The organism is Bacillus thermozeamaize (assembly GCA_002159075.1).
GTDB lineage: Bacteria > Bacillota > Bacilli > ZCTH02-B2 > ZCTH02-B2 > Bacillus_BB > Bacillus_BB thermozeamaize.
In genome coordinates this window covers 25646-39579 of sequence record LZRT01000009.1, presented here as the reverse complement: position 1 = coordinate 39579, position 13934 = coordinate 25646, and the positions used below count along the sequence as shown (strand labels likewise).

The following is a 13934-nucleotide window of genomic DNA, read 5'->3' as shown; positions in this document are numbered from 1 at the left end:
GTTCCTGCATTTTGCGTAAGTACTCGCGACGGCTTTGTAGAGACATTCTCACGTCACATCCCCTCAGTAAGATTTTGACGTGAGCGATCCACAATCCTTTCGGTAAGATTTTACCTGAGTGATCGCGCCCGGTTGAAGTGCCGCGGGCTTTCGGGGTATACTAATTTACGAATGACAAAAAGGAGCGTTGAGAGCATGAAATTCGCGATTATCCTTCTCGTGTGCTTTCTCTTGCTGGGCGTCATTTTGACGGCCGGATACGAAGAGGACAAAACCTGGAATTTTTAATCTCAAAAGAAACGCCGGAAAGGGGCTGCCCGACGTGGTCAACGGATGGGACAGCCCCTTTTGCCGGCTCAGATCATTCCGGGAAAACCGTTTTGCCGCAGCGCCTCATACAAAATGATCGCCACCGCATTGGACAGATTGAGAGAGCGGATCTTGTCCGTCATCGGCAGCCGCATGCACGTGTCAGGGTGCGCTGCCAGCAACTCTTCCGGCAACCCTTGCGTCTCCTTGCCAAAGACGAGAAAATCGCCATCCTGAAACGAGAACTGAGTATAGGTTTTGGCCGCTTTCTTGGTCGCGAAAAAAAAGCGCCTGTCCGGATACATCTCTTCCAATTCCTGAAAACTATCATGATACCGGATGTCGACGGCATGCCAGTAGTCCAGCCCCGCCCGCTTCAGCATCTTGTCATCGGTAGAAAAACCCAGCGGCCGGACGAGGTGGAGGATGGTCCCGGTTCCGGCACAGGTGCGCGCAATGTTGCCGGTATTGGCAGGGATCTCTGGTTCAACCAAGACGATATGAAAAGGCACCGAGGACACCTCTTCCGATCGACAAAATCACCGATGGGAAACGGTCTTCTAGAACTGGTCGACAATATGAAAAAACTTGTACTGGATCTGTTCGGTCCAGGCATAGGAATGCCGGTAATCCCAAAATTTGTGTCGTACATTGTTGGTGTGGGCATTGACCAACGGCTCACCCCGATGGTCAAAAGCAGTCACAATCGCATTATGCTGCCATCTCCCGTCACCATCAAAATCATAGCAAATCACATCTCCCAATTCCAGCTGGGAAGCAGCGCTTTTTTCCAAGGCCCGCAAACCTGACTTGCTCGTGGCCAGATACCAGCGCAGGCTATGGGCCACCGCCCAACTGTAGCTCCAGTTGTCCTTCGTTCCGCCATTTCCCTGGTACCACCACCCCTTCCCCCGCTGGCCCACATGGGTCATGGGCGCTCCGCCGGCCCGCAGGCACTGGGATACATAATTGGTACAATCCACGTCAAAAGCCCGGTATTGCGGGTTATGCCCATTCCACCAGCTTTCCGCATAGCGGACCGCCAAATCCCGCCGGTACCTTCCGCCTCGCTGAAACAGGGAACGTATATCCTGCGAAACCCCTTCCAAAGTTCCAGACTGGCCGTCATTGCGCGTGTCCCATTCATCGGCATGCGTCAGCCATACATCCTCCACGACCCGCCAGCGGCTTCTTGCTTGCTTCAGTCTCACGCGGTGAAACCGCTGCTCTTCCTCCAGGTGCATCTGCATCTTCCGATCGCGAACGGCCTGCCTTTCATGCACAGAAAGGAGTACCTCCGCTTCCTCTTCTCCCAACCTGGCCTGCAAAATCCGAACCCGGCACTCCTGCTTGATCGGTTTGACGTTCCGCCGCTCACAAGATTCCTGAATGCGCAACAGCCGCCCTGCCTCCATCTCCTGGACCACCGCCCCTTCCGGGTGGATCAGTTTGCGCAGCTCCCTGAGCCGTTTTTCATCAAAACAGGCCTGATTTTTGATCTCCCAATACTCCTGCAGCGCCTCCCGCCAGCCGTACACATGGGTCCCTCCTCTCACATGGTGATTGCCCATATGGCAATCCATCTTATTCCCTTTCCCGTTCCCCTGTGCTTGCCGAATGCCATTTGCCGGATGCAAAAAGCAGCTTTACGAACGCTTCATTTCTCGCTATAATTTGGCTTAAAAAATGAAACATAGTTTCGCAAAACGAAACCACTGATCATGCAGGGGGTCCCATCCAATGAATCAGGACAAACCAACGGTTCGCTCGGTAGAACGGGCGCTGGACATTTTGCTCTGCTTCCGTCATCATCAAGAACTGAGCTTGACGGCCATCGCCAAACAATTGGCGCTGCACAAGAGCACTGTTTACCGCCTTTTGCAGGCGCTTGAACAAAAACAATTTGTCCAGCGCGATCCCCTGACAGAAAAATACCGATTGGGAACCAGCATCTGGGATCTGGCTTCCGCCGCTCCACAGGAGGAATGGACAGACCTGCTGCTGCCGGAAATGCGAAAACTGAGGGACACCGTAGGCGAAACGATCAGCCTGTATATCAAAAGCGGTTTGGAAAGGGTTCGCATCCAGGCGGTACAAAGCACACAAGAGATCCGGCGGGTGGTCCGGATCGGGGAACGTTTTCCGCTCTTTGGCGGCGCCAGCAGCAAGGTGCTGCTTGCCTATGCGACACCTGAGGAACAGGAGGCGGTGTTCCGCCATCCGGAATGGCCGCCTGGCTGGTCGCGCGAGCGGTTGAAAAAGGAGCTGCAAGAGGTTCGCGAACAGGGATACGCATATAGTATCGGCGAACGCGAACCGGAGGCGGCTGCCGTGGCCGCGCCGATTTTCAAGGGAAAAGAAGTGGTGGCCGCCCTGGCTATTTCTGGCCCCGTACAGCGGTTTACGCCGGAAAAAATCCACTGGTTCGGCGAACAGGTCAAACAAGCGGCCGAACACCTCAGCCGGATGTTGCAATTTCAATCGTAACCGAGCCTTTTTATCAATGACCAGCTAAGCCACATAAGACAAGAGGTGAACCGACAAAAATGAAACGCGTCTACTTTTCCGGAATCCAACCCAGCGGCGAGATCACCTTGGGCAATTACCTGGGTGCCATGCGCCGTTTCGTCACCATGCAGGATGAAGCGGAATGCATCTTTTGCATTGTCGACCTGCATGCCCTCACGGTTCCCCAGGAACCGGAAAGCCTGCGGCTTTCGATCCGGCAACTTGCGGCCACCTATCTGGCGGCCGGTATCGATCCGAACCGTTCCATCCTCTTCGTCCAGTCCCATGTCCCGGCACACGCCACCCTCGGATGGCTGTTGCAATGCGTCGCCTACATGGGTGAACTGGAACGCATGACACAGTTTAAGGAAAAGTCGGCCGGCAAAGCGGCCGTCAGTGTCGGCCTCTTCACCTATCCGGCCCTGATGGCAGCCGACATCTTGTTGTACCAGACCACGCATGTTCCTGTCGGTGAAGATCAAAAACAACACGTGGAGCTGACACGCGATCTGGCTGAACGCTTCAACAGCCGTTTCGGTGACACTTTCACCATTCCGGAGCCGTTGATTCCGAAATTCGGCGGGCGCATCATGAGCTTGGACGATCCGACAAAAAAGATGAGCAAGAGCAATCCCAGCCCCAACAGCAAGATCCTGCTGCAGGACAAGCCGGAACAGATCCGCAAAAAGATCAGGCGTGCCGTCACCGACTCGGAAGCCGTGGTTCGCTATGACAAAGAAAACAAGCCGGCCATCAGCAACTTGCTGACCATCTATTCGCTGCTGTCGGAAGAAGAGATTTCCGTCATCGAACAACGGTACCAGGGACAAGGGTACGGAACCTTCAAAAACGACCTGGCAGAACTGATCATCACCAAGCTGGAACCCCTGCAACAGCGATACCAGGAGTGGATAAACAGTCCAGAATTGGATGCCGTGCTTGCGCACGGGGCTGAAAAGGCCGCCGCGATCGCGGAACAAACCCTGAAAAAAGTGAAGGAAAAAATGGGTCTTCATATCTAGCGGTTCGCCGTCAAGGCATGGCAAAGGGGCTGTCCCAAAAGGTCAAGAATCCTTGAAGGACAGCCCTTTCCGCAAGTTTTGAACCGGCTTAATGCATCAGGAGATGGCGAAAGCGGCCGATTTCGGTGGTCGGGGGGCCAAAGTAATAACCCTGGGCCAAATCCACGCCCAACTGCATCAGCAGGCACACCTCTTCTTTCCGCTCCACTCCCTCAGCCAGAACGAGCGCGCCAATCTCCCTCGCATATCTCGTAATGATTTCCAGAAGTTTTTGTTGCCTTTCCCGGTTGTCAATCTGATTGACAATCGACCGATCCACCTTGATGATATGCGGGTTGACGTAAACGATCGACTGCAGGCTGTTATACCCCGTGCCAAAATCGTCAATCGCGATGCGAAACCCCTTTTCATGATAACAAACCAAAATCTCGCCAAACCGCGTGTAATCTTCTATCGCCCCGCGTTCCGTGATTTCAAAGACGATCTGCGTCGGCGACAACCCATTTTCTTCCAGAATACCGAGCGTCTCCTGTGAGTGGAACCCCGGCGATTCCAAGGCATCCGTGTGGACATTGACAAAGATTTGCATCATGCGTAACTCCTCATACATCGCCGCAGCCGACGAAAAACGCTGAATCCCGATATCGCGGCAGACCCGGTCCAATTGTGAAGCCAGGTTCATTTTGCTGGCAAAGCTGTACAAATCATTGGCACCTGCAAATTCAGGGGATTGATCAGGACGGTTCAGTAATTCAAAACCGATGACACGCTGGCTTTTCATATCCACGATGGGTTGGAAATACGTAACGAGCTGCCTGTTTTGAATGAGTCGCTCCAGTGCGTTTTTTCTCTGTTGGTCACTGTATATTGGTTTATGCATGGCTCACTCGGATTCCTTTCTGTTATAAAAACATTCCAAATATTCCGCATCAAATACTGCCACTTGTATGCTTGCTACTCCCCAACCGTTGATATGTTTACATGTTGGTATAACATTTTTCTACACACATCCCCCAAATTCCTGCCCTTCTGACAAAAAAGATGATGTCCAATGATCGCTGCAAAAATGGATGGGCATATCCATCCGAACAACGGCCACACTAGGAATCAACAAGGAGGTTATCCACGATGAAAACCTATTTCCAGGAATGGTTGACGGATACGTGGTTTGTCCTGGCGCTGGTCATTTTCTCCCTCGCGATCATTGGCTTTTATGCATGGCAACGTATCCGCCGCCCGGAGGAATATAAAAACAAAAAGTGATCGGGGCTTATCTCCCCTTGAAAACCGGGCGTCTTTTTTCCAGCGTAGCACGGGAGGCCTCCCAGTGATCTTCCGTCTCCCAAAGGGCGGCAAAATGCTCCCTCTCCAGCTTTTGCGCCTCAGCCAACGGCATGCCGCGCCACTTTTGCAGCAACTGTTTGACAGACCGTGCGGCCAATGGCGGGGCGGCCATCAGTTTGCGGATCCAGGCTTCCACCCGTTCATCCAGCTGCTCTCTGGGCGCCACATCATGCGCAAGCCCCACGGCCAATGCCGTTTTCGCATCCACTTCCTCGCCCAGAAGCAGCAAATGCATCGCCTGCGCATAACCGACCAGTGACAACAGGCGCGGCCCGCTTCCCCAACCGGTCACCAGCCCCATCTGCACCTGTTTAAAGCGCAGCGTCGCCTCCTCGGCCATGATCCGAAAATCGCAGGCAAGCGCCACCTCACACCCTCCCCCGAGGGCATGGCCGTTGATCGCGGCCACGACAGGCACCGGAAACCGCTCGAGCCGGTTCAACACTTCCTGGTACCGGGATGCCATCTGCCGCGCCGCCTCCATGCCACGGATCCGCTCAAATTCCTTTAAATCTCCCCCAGAAATAAAGACACGTTCGCCTGCCCCCGTCAAGACAAGCGCCCTCAGCGATTCCAGTTGTTCCAGCTCCCTGAGCGAAGCGTCCAATTGCTCAAGGGTCTCCAGATTCAAGGCATTTCTCGCTTCCGGCCGATCCACGGTCAGAAGCGCCCAGCCATCCATCATCGCCAGCCGGATCATCCAAATCCCTCCAGGAATCATTTCCAACCCTCATCCCCAGTATACCATAATCTGGGGATCTGAAAATAAAAATCCTCCATCCAGTCTCAACTGAAATGGAGGATAATGGAAATCAGGAAAAGCACTATGTTATACCAAACGGCGAATCAGCTCGTCCCGATCTCCGTACAGAAAATCAATGATCGGAATTTCGATCATCGTGTAGGCGCCCGGTTTTTGCCGCATGGCCGCCCGCGCAGACGCGATCATCACCTGCGATGTCAGCGCCGGATTGTTAATCCGCATCTCATAGGTGAACAGCTGATTCTGGGTTTGGCCGGAAACGCCCTTTCTCTCCATGCGCACGCCGTGCCCCCGGTCAATCAACTGTTTGACATCGTCTACCTGCAGGACATGGGTTTCGTCATGAACAAAATAGGGATCCTGCAAAATGCGCTCCTTGACCGTCGCAAAATCGGCGCCTTCCTCCAGTTCCACATAAACCATCCGGCGATGCAGTCCCGTGCCGATCGGGATGGTCAGCGACAGCGCATCTTTCACCCCTTCAATCGCCTTCACGGCCACGGAATGCCCCATGCTCATCCCGGGTCCAAAATTGGTGTAAGTAATCCCATACGGTGCCATAAATTCCAGAATGGACCGAATCATCGAGTCGGTCCCCGGATCCCAGCCTGCCGCCAAAATGGCCACCGCCTGATGCGCCCTGGCCACTTCATCCAGCTCATGCCGGACCTGGACAATTTCCTGATGGATGTCAAAACTGTCGATCGTGTGGATGCCGCGAGCCAACAGTTCCTTGGCTATGGCCGGCGTTTCGCGGGTCGGCGTGCAAAGGACGGCCACATCCACTTGCCCCAGCGCAGAAACGTCTGAGACCACCGATACGCCGTGGAGTTCACGCGGCAAAGGCTTCTCCAGTGAACTTTGCCGCCGCACCACCCCCGCAAGCTCCATATCCGGAGCTTCTTCCACAGCTTGCAACGCATATTGGCCAATATTCCCGTAACCAATGATGGCTACCCGGATGGGTCGTTCTGTCCTGATTTCGCTCATCTCTCGTTTCTCCTTTCAGCCATTTCGCATTCCCGATTCACATGTCATATAATAACATGATTTTTTATTTCGTGCCCATGCTTTCCCGTGCTGCCAGCCAATCCATGATCTTCCTGAACACCTGGATCGCCTTGTTTTTTTCATCGGCCGGCGTATCCATGCTCACAACGGCCACGGCCACCCTTGGCTCATCCGCCGGTCCATAGCCAATAAACCATTGGTTGTCCGTTTTGCCTTTTACATATTCTCCCGTACCGCTTTTGCCTGCCAGCGGCCAGCGGGCTGCCTGCAACGGCCGGCCTGTCCCTTCTTCGACCACTTTCCGGAGAAGCCGCTGCAAGCACCGGATCGTTTCGCCGGATAGCGGTTTGTCCGGTTTTGCTTGTATCTTGAACTCAGCCATCGTCTGTCCGTTATGGTACAGCAGCGATTGAACCAGGCGGGGCGCCATCGCTCGCCCGTCATTGGCGATGGTGGCCATCAGATGGGCAGCCTGCAACGGGGTCATCTGAACATCCCGTTGACCGATCGCGGTCTGAACCAGCACGCCTCCGTCCGTACGGGGCGTGGCGGCTGAAAAAAGCTGCCCTGGCTCCTCACCGTCGATCTGGGCAAACGTCCCCATCCTGAACAGCTCGCCACGCCAGCCGACCGGTTGCAAAAGGCCCAATTCCTTCGCATAGTGCGCAAGCTTATCCCCGCCCAACTGCAACGCCAGTTGCGCAAAAACGATGTTGCACGACTGCGCAAACCCCTCTGCGAACGTCAGCTTGCCGTGTCCTTCTTTTTTCCAGCAGGAAAAGTGATACTTCTCCAGTTCGCCGGGACAGACGAACGGGGTATCTTCCGCCACCAGCCCTTCCTCCAGCGCGGCAGCCGCCACCACGACCTTGAAGATGGACCCGGGCACCGTCTGCTTGACGGCATAATTGTTCCAGGATGCGGATTGCGGATCCACCGCACGCGGATCAAAATCGGGGCGGCTGGCCATTGCCAGGATGTCCCCGTTCCTGACATCCAAAACCACCGCCGCCCCCTTCTCCACCTTCGCTTCATCCAGCGCCTGCTCGACCGTCCGCTGAAGCCGGCCGTAAAGCGTGGTCCGGACGGTGGGGGGAGAATCGCCGTTGGCCACTTCTTCCAGCCCCAACCTCCCTCCGAACAGGGGCTGCCCCCGGCCATCAATGGTATATACCACCCTGGCCATGGAGGTACCGGTCAGATCCTGGAGAAAAGGCTCAAAAGCCCTTTCCAGCCCTGCCTGGCCGACCGGCGCAGCGAGAGAAATCAGCCCTTTCTCCAGTTCTTTCGCATAAAGCGCTTGCACCCGCTTCGGATCTTGGCTGACAAATCCGATCACGTGTTTGGCAATCATCCCGTCCCCATAACGCCCAGGCAAGGAAACCACGGCAATGCCGCGCCTGCGCATGGGCGCAAGGAGCCTGGCCTGTTCGTCTGTCAGATAGACCAGCCTGCCGTTCCCAGGAAATCGCAATAAGCCCGGGCTGTCAAGCTCCTCCACGGCAACCCGCAAATCGGCCAGCGGCCACTGCAAAATCGCAGCCGCTTTGCGCCAATCCTCCGCTTGCGCCGACAAAAAGGCATCGGGAAACACCAGCGCCCCTTTTTGCGGCTCACCAAGCAGTGAATGATCTTGCCGATCCACGATCGCACCGCGCAACGGCGCAGCGATCAGCACCTTCTCCTGCTGCCGCCTGGCCGCTTCGGCCAGATTGACCCGATAAGGCCCGAAATGTTCCCGCTCCCCGATCTGAATCAGGTACAACCGGTAAAGGAGCACCAACAGCGCGCTGAAAAAAAGGAGAGCAAGCAGAAAAAAACGGTGTCTGAACATCACCAACGCCCCTCATGCCGACCCTTTCGGGGATATTTCCCGTCATCCCCATTCTTGTCAGGACATGAAGGTTTTAAACAGAACGATGCGGCGACTCCTTTCCCTGCCGTTCCGAAAGAAGACTTTGAATTTTGGTTACCAACAGGTCAATGGCGACCCGGTTTTGTCCGCCTTCAGGAATGATGATATCGGCGTATCGCTTGGTCGGTTCGACAAACTGGCGGTGCATCGGGCGCACCGTGTTCAGATACTGATCGATCACCGACTGCATGCTCCGGCCGCGACGGCTCATATCCCGCCGCAAGCGGCGAATGAAACGGACATCCGCATCCGTATCCACGTACACCTTGATGTCCATCATCTGCCGCAATCGCGCCTCTTCCAGGACCAAAATCCCCTCGACAATAATCACATCTTTCGGTTCGACATAGACACTTCGCCTGGAACGCGTATGCCACTTGAAATCATACACCGGTTTGTGAATCGGCTTGTACTGAAGCAGACGCTGCAGGTGGCGGATCAGCAGTTCATTGTCAAAAGCGAGCGGATGATCGTAATTGATTTTTTTCCTTTCCTCCAGCGGCAGGTGATCCTGGCTCTTGTAGTAGCTGTCCTGCTCCAGAATCAGCACGCTGGACGGACGCACCTGACGGAAAATTTCACGCGCAACGGTCGACTTTCCTGATCCGGAGCCCCCCGCCACTCCGATCACAACGGGCTTCATCTTTCCCCCTCTTTCCGTTCATCTCATCTGTTTCCAATCCGCTGTTCCTGATGCCGCTTGCTCAATGCAATGTTTTGCTGATGCTCCGCGTATGTTTTTGCGAAATAATGCTCGTTTGAACCGTCCTTTTTGGTCACGTAAAAGAAATACTGGTGTTCCTCGGGAAACAAGACCGCTTCCAGGGAAGACACTCCTGGAGAGCCTACCGGTCCAGGCGGCAATCCCTTGTACAAATAGGTATTGTAAGGGTCATCGATCTTCAGATCGCGATGCGTCAGCCGCTCTTTCTGTTTTCCGTAGACATATTGAATCGTGGCATCAACCTGCAGCGGCCAGCCTTTTTTCAGCCGGTTCCACAGAACGCCCGCAATCACGGGCCGTTCCTTTTCAACCATGGCCTCGCGCTCGACCAGTGAAGCCAGCGTCAGCCAGTCATGAATGCTCAGCCCCAACTTTTTCAACCGCTCCAGCCGCTCCGGAGTCAACTCACGGGACAGGCGTTCCAGCATCATCGCGACAATCGCCGTTTCATCGGCGTCTTTCTGAATCTCGTATGTATCCGGAAACAAATAACCCTCCAGACGGTATTTCAACGGACGTTCCGCAGGAATTTGCCGGACAAACGAATAGCTGCTGAAATCCCCTTTCTGGATCGCCTGGATGAACCGCTCCCGGCTTGCCACGCCTGCTTGTTCCAGCCGCTCGGCCACCTGTTCAACCCGAAATCCTTCCGGAATGGTCACTTTGATCGTATCCCGATAAACGTTTCCAGCCACCAGATCTGCCGTGATTTTCTCCAGGCTGGTTCCGGGAGCGAACCGGTAGGTTCCGGCCTGCAAACGGTCACTGACTCCCTTCACCTCCAGATAGATACGATACACACGGGCATTTCGGATCAGGCCTTTTTCCTTCAGGATTGAAGCCACCTCGGCAGAACCGATGCCAGAGGGGATCTTGACGATAACTGCCTCGCCCCCTTTAGCTGATGGTGGTTGCAATTGGATGTAGACATAAACGCCAATGGCCGCTGCCGCCAGCGCCAAAAGCGACAGCGCACCGAAGAGCCACCGCGGAATGCGGCGTCGAATCACCGGTTTCAACCATTTCCCCTCCTGATGAAAACATAAGAAAAAGACAAGGTTCTCCCTTGTCCATTGTATCAGAAGGTCCGTTTATGTCCTACCATTCATTTCATTCTGTCCCGTCTTCCGGCTGTTCCAGCATCGTGTGGAACATCTCCTCGACCATCTCCCATTCCTCGTCATCCTCAATGAGAAACAGGTCCAAATTCTCCCCATGTTCTTCATAACGGAAGGCGTACACTTCTTCCTCTTCCGCATCCTCCGCCTCGGTCGGGACGGCCATCAGATATTTTCGCCCATCATCCGCCTCAAACGTCATGATCACTTCGAAGGCCTCTTCCACGCCTTCCTCATCGGGGATGGTAATCACTTCGCCCACTTCCAGTTTTTCAGCCATCATTTTTCGCTCCTCTCGCTTGCAGATATCCTTCAAGAATCAACACTGCTGCCAACTGGTCCACAACCTGGCGGCGTTTTTTGCGGCTGAGATCGGCTTCCAGGAGGCTTCGCTCCGCGGCGGCAGTGGTCAGCCTTTCATCCCATAAAACGACAGGCAGGCGAAAGCGGTTGCGCAGCTGTTCGGCAAAAGCCTCCGCCTCCCTGCCACGGGGACCAATCGTTCCATTCATATTTTTCGGGTAGCCAACCACAATCTCATCCACATCATATTGCTCCAATATGGAGGCAATATCAGATATCAGTTGGTGATCCGGCTGCCGCTTCAGCACGGTCAACCCTTGTGCTGTCAGTCCCAACGAATCGCTGACGGCCACCCCGACCCGCTTGCTGCCCAGATCGAGAGCCAAAATCCGCATGATCGCACCAACCGCCTTTACCATCAGTGTGGTTCAACGCGCAAAAAAACATACTTCGATGCGCTTACCTCGCCGCCGAATCCAGGTAGTGGCGAACCAGTTCCTCCATGAGGTCGTCGCGCTCAATCTGCCGAATCAGGTTTCGGGCATTTTGATGTCGAGGAATGTAGGCCGGGTCGCCAGACAAAAGATAACCGACAATCTGATGGATCGGATTGTACCCCTTCTCCTCCAATGCGCGGTATACCGCAAGCAAAATCTCCTTGCGGCGATTGGCCGGATTGGCATGGTCTTGCGCGGAAAACTTCATCGTTTTGTCCATGGAATCCATCCCCGACACCCCGCTTCTGTTACCTCATCTTGCTCTTATCTTGCCACTTTCTGGACCAGTTTGCAAGAAAACAGTTGCACAAAGAACAAGTGCCCCCGCTGAAAGGGGCACCATCTGCCTGTTTCAAAATTGCCTCAATATCCGCCAAACCCAAATCCAAAACGCGGCGCAGATAATGTGATGGCCAAAATGGCAAACAAACTTAAAGCAGCCACTCCGCCAAAGCCAAATCCAAACTGGGCCTCCTGAATCACCGCACCGGGTGTTGCATCGGTTTGTCTGCCGACGGCCACATCCACACCGGCCTGTTCACTGCCAGAAACCCTACAGGATTGATATGGCGAAGGCATCATCCGCAAATACACATTCCGTCCATCTATTCCCACGATTTGCCCATAATGCCATTTGCCTGAACGCGTATGCACCCATACCTTCCGGTGCATATATTGACAACAAAGATGGTAGATCCCTCGTACATCAGACACTTGCAGTCCCTCCTTCCCATTCGTCTCTCATCAGCGTATGAAAAAATGCTCGAAAGGGACTGCACACCTGTCTACCGTTTGAGGAAATTTCTCATCAAATCCTGGATCAGCGGGTTGTTCAACAACTTCATGATTTCACCGATATCCACATTCTGCAACAGATTTCCAATTCCTCCCAATGCCCCCAGCGGATGATTGGGTTGTTGCGGCGCCGGAGGCAAGCTTCCCGATCCCGGCTGGCGTGGCGCCGGCAGATATTCCGGATTGGATCCTCCCTTTCCTTCAAACATGCCTTTTAAATCCTGGATTTCAATCAATGCGTTTTCCAGCTGGCCTTGCATATCCTGCATCATCTGCATGCCGCGGCGAATTTTCGTCATCTCCCGCCGAATCGATTCCATCTGCCGGCTTAAGTCCCGCATGCCGACATATTTCTGTTCCTGGATGCGCACGGAATGTCTCACAAAACACCCCTCCTTTTTTGCTCCTGGTTCATGCATCTCGATTCCCTATTACATCCGTATGTACAGACGAGACAAATGGCTCTCCTGCAATCACCCATTTATCCGGGGAGAAATTCACAACAACTGCCGCATGAGGAATCTTATTTCCGACACCTGGGTTTCCCGCCCAGGCAATCGCAACTCAGGTGGCATAAGGTAAAGAAAAAGACATGTTTGATCAAACAGGAGGGATCCCCTTGAATCTGCGTGATATCAACCGGATTTTGGATAAGGTGAATGACAAGAGCAACAACTCATTGACATTAAATGATCTTTTGTCGCTCGGATCGCAGTTTAACGAGAAAAACATCACAGACGAGAGAAAGCTGCACGCCCTGATTCAAAAACTGGGCGCGGCTGTCGGCAGACCATTGTCAGAGGCTGAGATACGGCGTATTATAGGACTGGTCAAGCAAAACAAGGAGAAGCTCAAAGACCCGAAGAAAGCCGAAAATCTGTTCAAACGATTCTAGAAAACAAAGGAGAAACACCCAAGACACACCATGACTGGACTGAGCAGAAAACCCGTCACACCCGACTTTTTCAAACAACCGACGCTGGAGCTGGCCACCTCCTTGCTCGGAATGGAACTGGTTCATGAAACAGAGGAAGGCACAGCCGCCGGCATGATAGTCGAAGTGGAAGCCTATATGGGCCCTGAAGACAAAGGGGCTCATTCTTACGGCGGGAAAAAAACCAGGCGGACCGAAGTGATGTTCGGTCCGCCTGGCCATGCGTATATCTATTTGATTTATGGCATGTATTACTGTTTTAACGTGGTCAGCGGTCCCCCTGGGAAACCGGAAGCCATCCTCGTCCGGGCGCTGGAGCCGACCGAGGGCATTCCCTTGATGGCGCATCGCCGGGGAATCTCCCTTCCTCCGGAACTGGAAAAGGTTTTGGACAAGCCTGTACAAGAGACTGTCCCCCGCCATACGATAGATTCCACCTCTCTCCGTCACCTGAAGACCCTCACCAACGGCCCCGGAAAGCTCTGCACCGCCCTCGGCATTACGAAGAAACAGTACGGCTGGGACCTCTCGCGCTCCCCCCTCTATCTGCGCCAAGGGATCGGCCCCATTCCTCCGGAACGGATCGCCTGCGGGCCACGGATTAACATCGACTATGCTGAGGAGGCCAGGGAGTATCCGTGGCGGTTCTGGATCAGGGACAACCCCTTTGTCTCCAGATAACCGCCCCAAG

Annotated in this window: 17 protein-coding genes; 4 read left to right on the top strand and 13 right to left on the bottom strand. The window is 54.2% G+C overall.

Features of this window, described 5'->3' with window-relative positions:
- Window positions 1-356: 356 nt before the first annotated feature.
- Both BAA01_00435 and BAA01_00430 read right to left on the bottom strand, forming a co-directional pair.
- Complete coding sequence (locus BAA01_00435; protein ID OUM90931.1) at window positions 357-821, bottom strand: tRNA (cytosine(34)-2'-O)-methyltransferase TrmL; 465 nt, start codon at window positions 819-821, stop codon at window positions 357-359.
- A 48-nt stretch (window positions 822-869) separates the two neighbouring features.
- Window positions 870-1880 (bottom strand): hypothetical protein, encoded by a 1011-nt coding sequence (locus tag BAA01_00430; protein OUM90930.1) that lies wholly within the window; start codon window positions 1878-1880, stop codon window positions 870-872.
- A gap of 169 nt (window positions 1881-2049) precedes the next feature.
- On the opposite strand from BAA01_00430, the gene BAA01_00425 reads away from it, so the two are divergent.
- Together BAA01_00425 and BAA01_00420 are read left to right on the top strand one after the other, a co-directional pair.
- Complete coding sequence (locus BAA01_00425) at window positions 2050-2796, top strand: hypothetical protein (protein ID OUM90929.1); 747 nt, start codon at window positions 2050-2052, stop codon at window positions 2794-2796.
- Between the two features lie 59 nt (window positions 2797-2855).
- Window positions 2856-3839 (top strand): tryptophan--tRNA ligase, encoded by a 984-nt coding sequence (locus tag BAA01_00420; GenBank protein OUM90928.1) that lies wholly within the window; start codon window positions 2856-2858, stop codon window positions 3837-3839.
- A gap of 88 nt (window positions 3840-3927) precedes the next feature.
- Here the strand turns inward: BAA01_00420 and BAA01_00415 are convergent, their stop codons facing one another.
- The 11 genes from BAA01_00415 to BAA01_00365 all read right to left on the bottom strand — a co-directional run bounded on the left by BAA01_00415 (window position 3928) and on the right by BAA01_00365 (window position 12692).
- Complete coding sequence (locus BAA01_00415) at window positions 3928-4719, bottom strand: hypothetical protein (protein OUM90927.1); 792 nt, start codon at window positions 4717-4719, stop codon at window positions 3928-3930.
- A gap of 390 nt (window positions 4720-5109) precedes the next feature.
- A complete protein-coding gene (locus BAA01_00410; GenBank protein ID OUM90936.1) occupies window positions 5110-5883 on the bottom strand; it encodes a hypothetical protein in 774 nt (257 codons plus the stop codon).
- Window positions 5884-6012: 129 nt separating this feature from the next.
- Window positions 6013-6936: a diaminopimelate dehydrogenase gene (locus BAA01_00405; protein ID OUM90926.1), complete on the bottom strand. Its 924-nt coding sequence runs from the start codon at window positions 6934-6936 to the stop codon at window positions 6013-6015.
- 64 nt (window positions 6937-7000) lie between these two features.
- Window positions 7001-8791 (bottom strand): hypothetical protein, encoded by a 1791-nt coding sequence (locus BAA01_00400; GenBank protein OUM90925.1) that lies wholly within the window; start codon window positions 8789-8791, stop codon window positions 7001-7003.
- A 73-nt stretch (window positions 8792-8864) separates the two neighbouring features.
- Window positions 8865-9515 (bottom strand): uridine kinase, encoded by a 651-nt coding sequence (locus tag BAA01_00395; GenBank protein ID OUM90924.1) that lies wholly within the window; start codon window positions 9513-9515, stop codon window positions 8865-8867.
- A 23-nt stretch (window positions 9516-9538) separates the two neighbouring features.
- Window positions 9539-10603, bottom strand: coding sequence for a hypothetical protein (locus BAA01_00390; protein ID OUM90935.1), 1065 nt, complete (start codon window positions 10601-10603; stop codon window positions 9539-9541).
- Between the two features lie 103 nt (window positions 10604-10706).
- Window positions 10707-10997 carry a hypothetical protein gene (locus tag BAA01_00385; protein OUM90923.1) on the bottom strand — a complete coding sequence of 97 codons (291 nt, stop codon included), beginning with the start codon at window positions 10995-10997 and terminating at the stop codon, window positions 10707-10709.
- Window positions 10987-11412 (bottom strand): Holliday junction DNA helicase RuvA, encoded by a 426-nt coding sequence (locus BAA01_00380; GenBank protein OUM90922.1) that lies wholly within the window; start codon window positions 11410-11412, stop codon window positions 10987-10989. Before BAA01_00380 ends, BAA01_00385 begins: the two co-directional genes overlap by 11 nt.
- Window positions 11413-11476: 64 nt before the next feature.
- On the bottom strand, window positions 11477-11743 hold the full coding sequence (locus tag BAA01_00375) for a hypothetical protein (GenBank protein OUM90921.1): 267 nt from the start codon (window positions 11741-11743) through the stop codon (window positions 11477-11479).
- A 134-nt stretch (window positions 11744-11877) separates the two neighbouring features.
- Window positions 11878-12228: a hypothetical protein gene (locus BAA01_00370; protein ID OUM90920.1), complete on the bottom strand. Its 351-nt coding sequence runs from the start codon at window positions 12226-12228 to the stop codon at window positions 11878-11880.
- A gap of 71 nt (window positions 12229-12299) precedes the next feature.
- A complete protein-coding gene (locus BAA01_00365) occupies window positions 12300-12692 on the bottom strand; it encodes a hypothetical protein (protein OUM90919.1) in 393 nt (130 codons plus the stop codon).
- A gap of 209 nt (window positions 12693-12901) precedes the next feature.
- On the opposite strand from BAA01_00365, the gene BAA01_00360 reads away from it, so the two are divergent.
- Window positions 12902-13204 carry a hypothetical protein gene (locus BAA01_00360; protein ID OUM90918.1) on the top strand — a complete coding sequence of 101 codons (303 nt, stop codon included), beginning with the start codon at window positions 12902-12904 and terminating at the stop codon, window positions 13202-13204.
- Between the two features lie 30 nt (window positions 13205-13234).
- Window positions 13235-13924 carry a hypothetical protein gene (locus BAA01_00355; protein OUM90917.1) on the top strand — a complete coding sequence of 230 codons (690 nt, stop codon included), beginning with the start codon at window positions 13235-13237 and terminating at the stop codon, window positions 13922-13924.
- Window positions 13925-13934: the final 10 nt, after the last annotated feature.

Coding starts and splice junctions, on each gene's coding strand:
- BAA01_00430 (OUM90930.1), bottom strand. CDS start 1,880: ATGGGCAATCACCATGTGAGAGGAGGGACCCATGTGTACGGCTGGCGG.
- BAA01_00425 (OUM90929.1), top strand. CDS start 2,050: ATGAATCAGGACAAACCAACGGTTCGCTCGGTAGAACGGGCGCTGGAC.
- BAA01_00420 (OUM90928.1), top strand. CDS start 2,856: ATGAAACGCGTCTACTTTTCCGGAATCCAACCCAGCGGCGAGATCACC.
- BAA01_00415 (OUM90927.1), bottom strand. CDS start 4,719: ATGCATAAACCAATATACAGTGACCAACAGAGAAAAAACGCACTGGAG.
- BAA01_00410 (OUM90936.1), bottom strand. CDS start 5,883: ATGATCCGGCTGGCGATGATGGATGGCTGGGCGCTTCTGACCGTGGAT.
- BAA01_00405 (OUM90926.1), bottom strand. CDS start 6,936: ATGAGCGAAATCAGGACAGAACGACCCATCCGGGTAGCCATCATTGGT.
- BAA01_00400 (OUM90925.1), bottom strand. CDS start 8,791: ATGTTCAGACACCGTTTTTTTCTGCTTGCTCTCCTTTTTTTCAGCGCG.
- BAA01_00395 (OUM90924.1), bottom strand. CDS start 9,515: ATGAAGCCCGTTGTGATCGGAGTGGCGGGGGGCTCCGGATCAGGAAAG.
- BAA01_00385 (OUM90923.1), bottom strand. CDS start 10,997: ATGATGGCTGAAAAACTGGAAGTGGGCGAAGTGATTACCATCCCCGAT.
- BAA01_00380 (OUM90922.1), bottom strand. CDS start 11,412: ATGCGGATTTTGGCTCTCGATCTGGGCAGCAAGCGGGTCGGGGTGGCC.
- BAA01_00375 (OUM90921.1), bottom strand. CDS start 11,743: ATGGATTCCATGGACAAAACGATGAAGTTTTCCGCGCAAGACCATGCC.
- BAA01_00360 (OUM90918.1), top strand. CDS start 12,902: ATGTTTGATCAAACAGGAGGGATCCCCTTGAATCTGCGTGATATCAAC.
- BAA01_00355 (OUM90917.1), top strand. CDS start 13,235: ATGACTGGACTGAGCAGAAAACCCGTCACACCCGACTTTTTCAAACAA.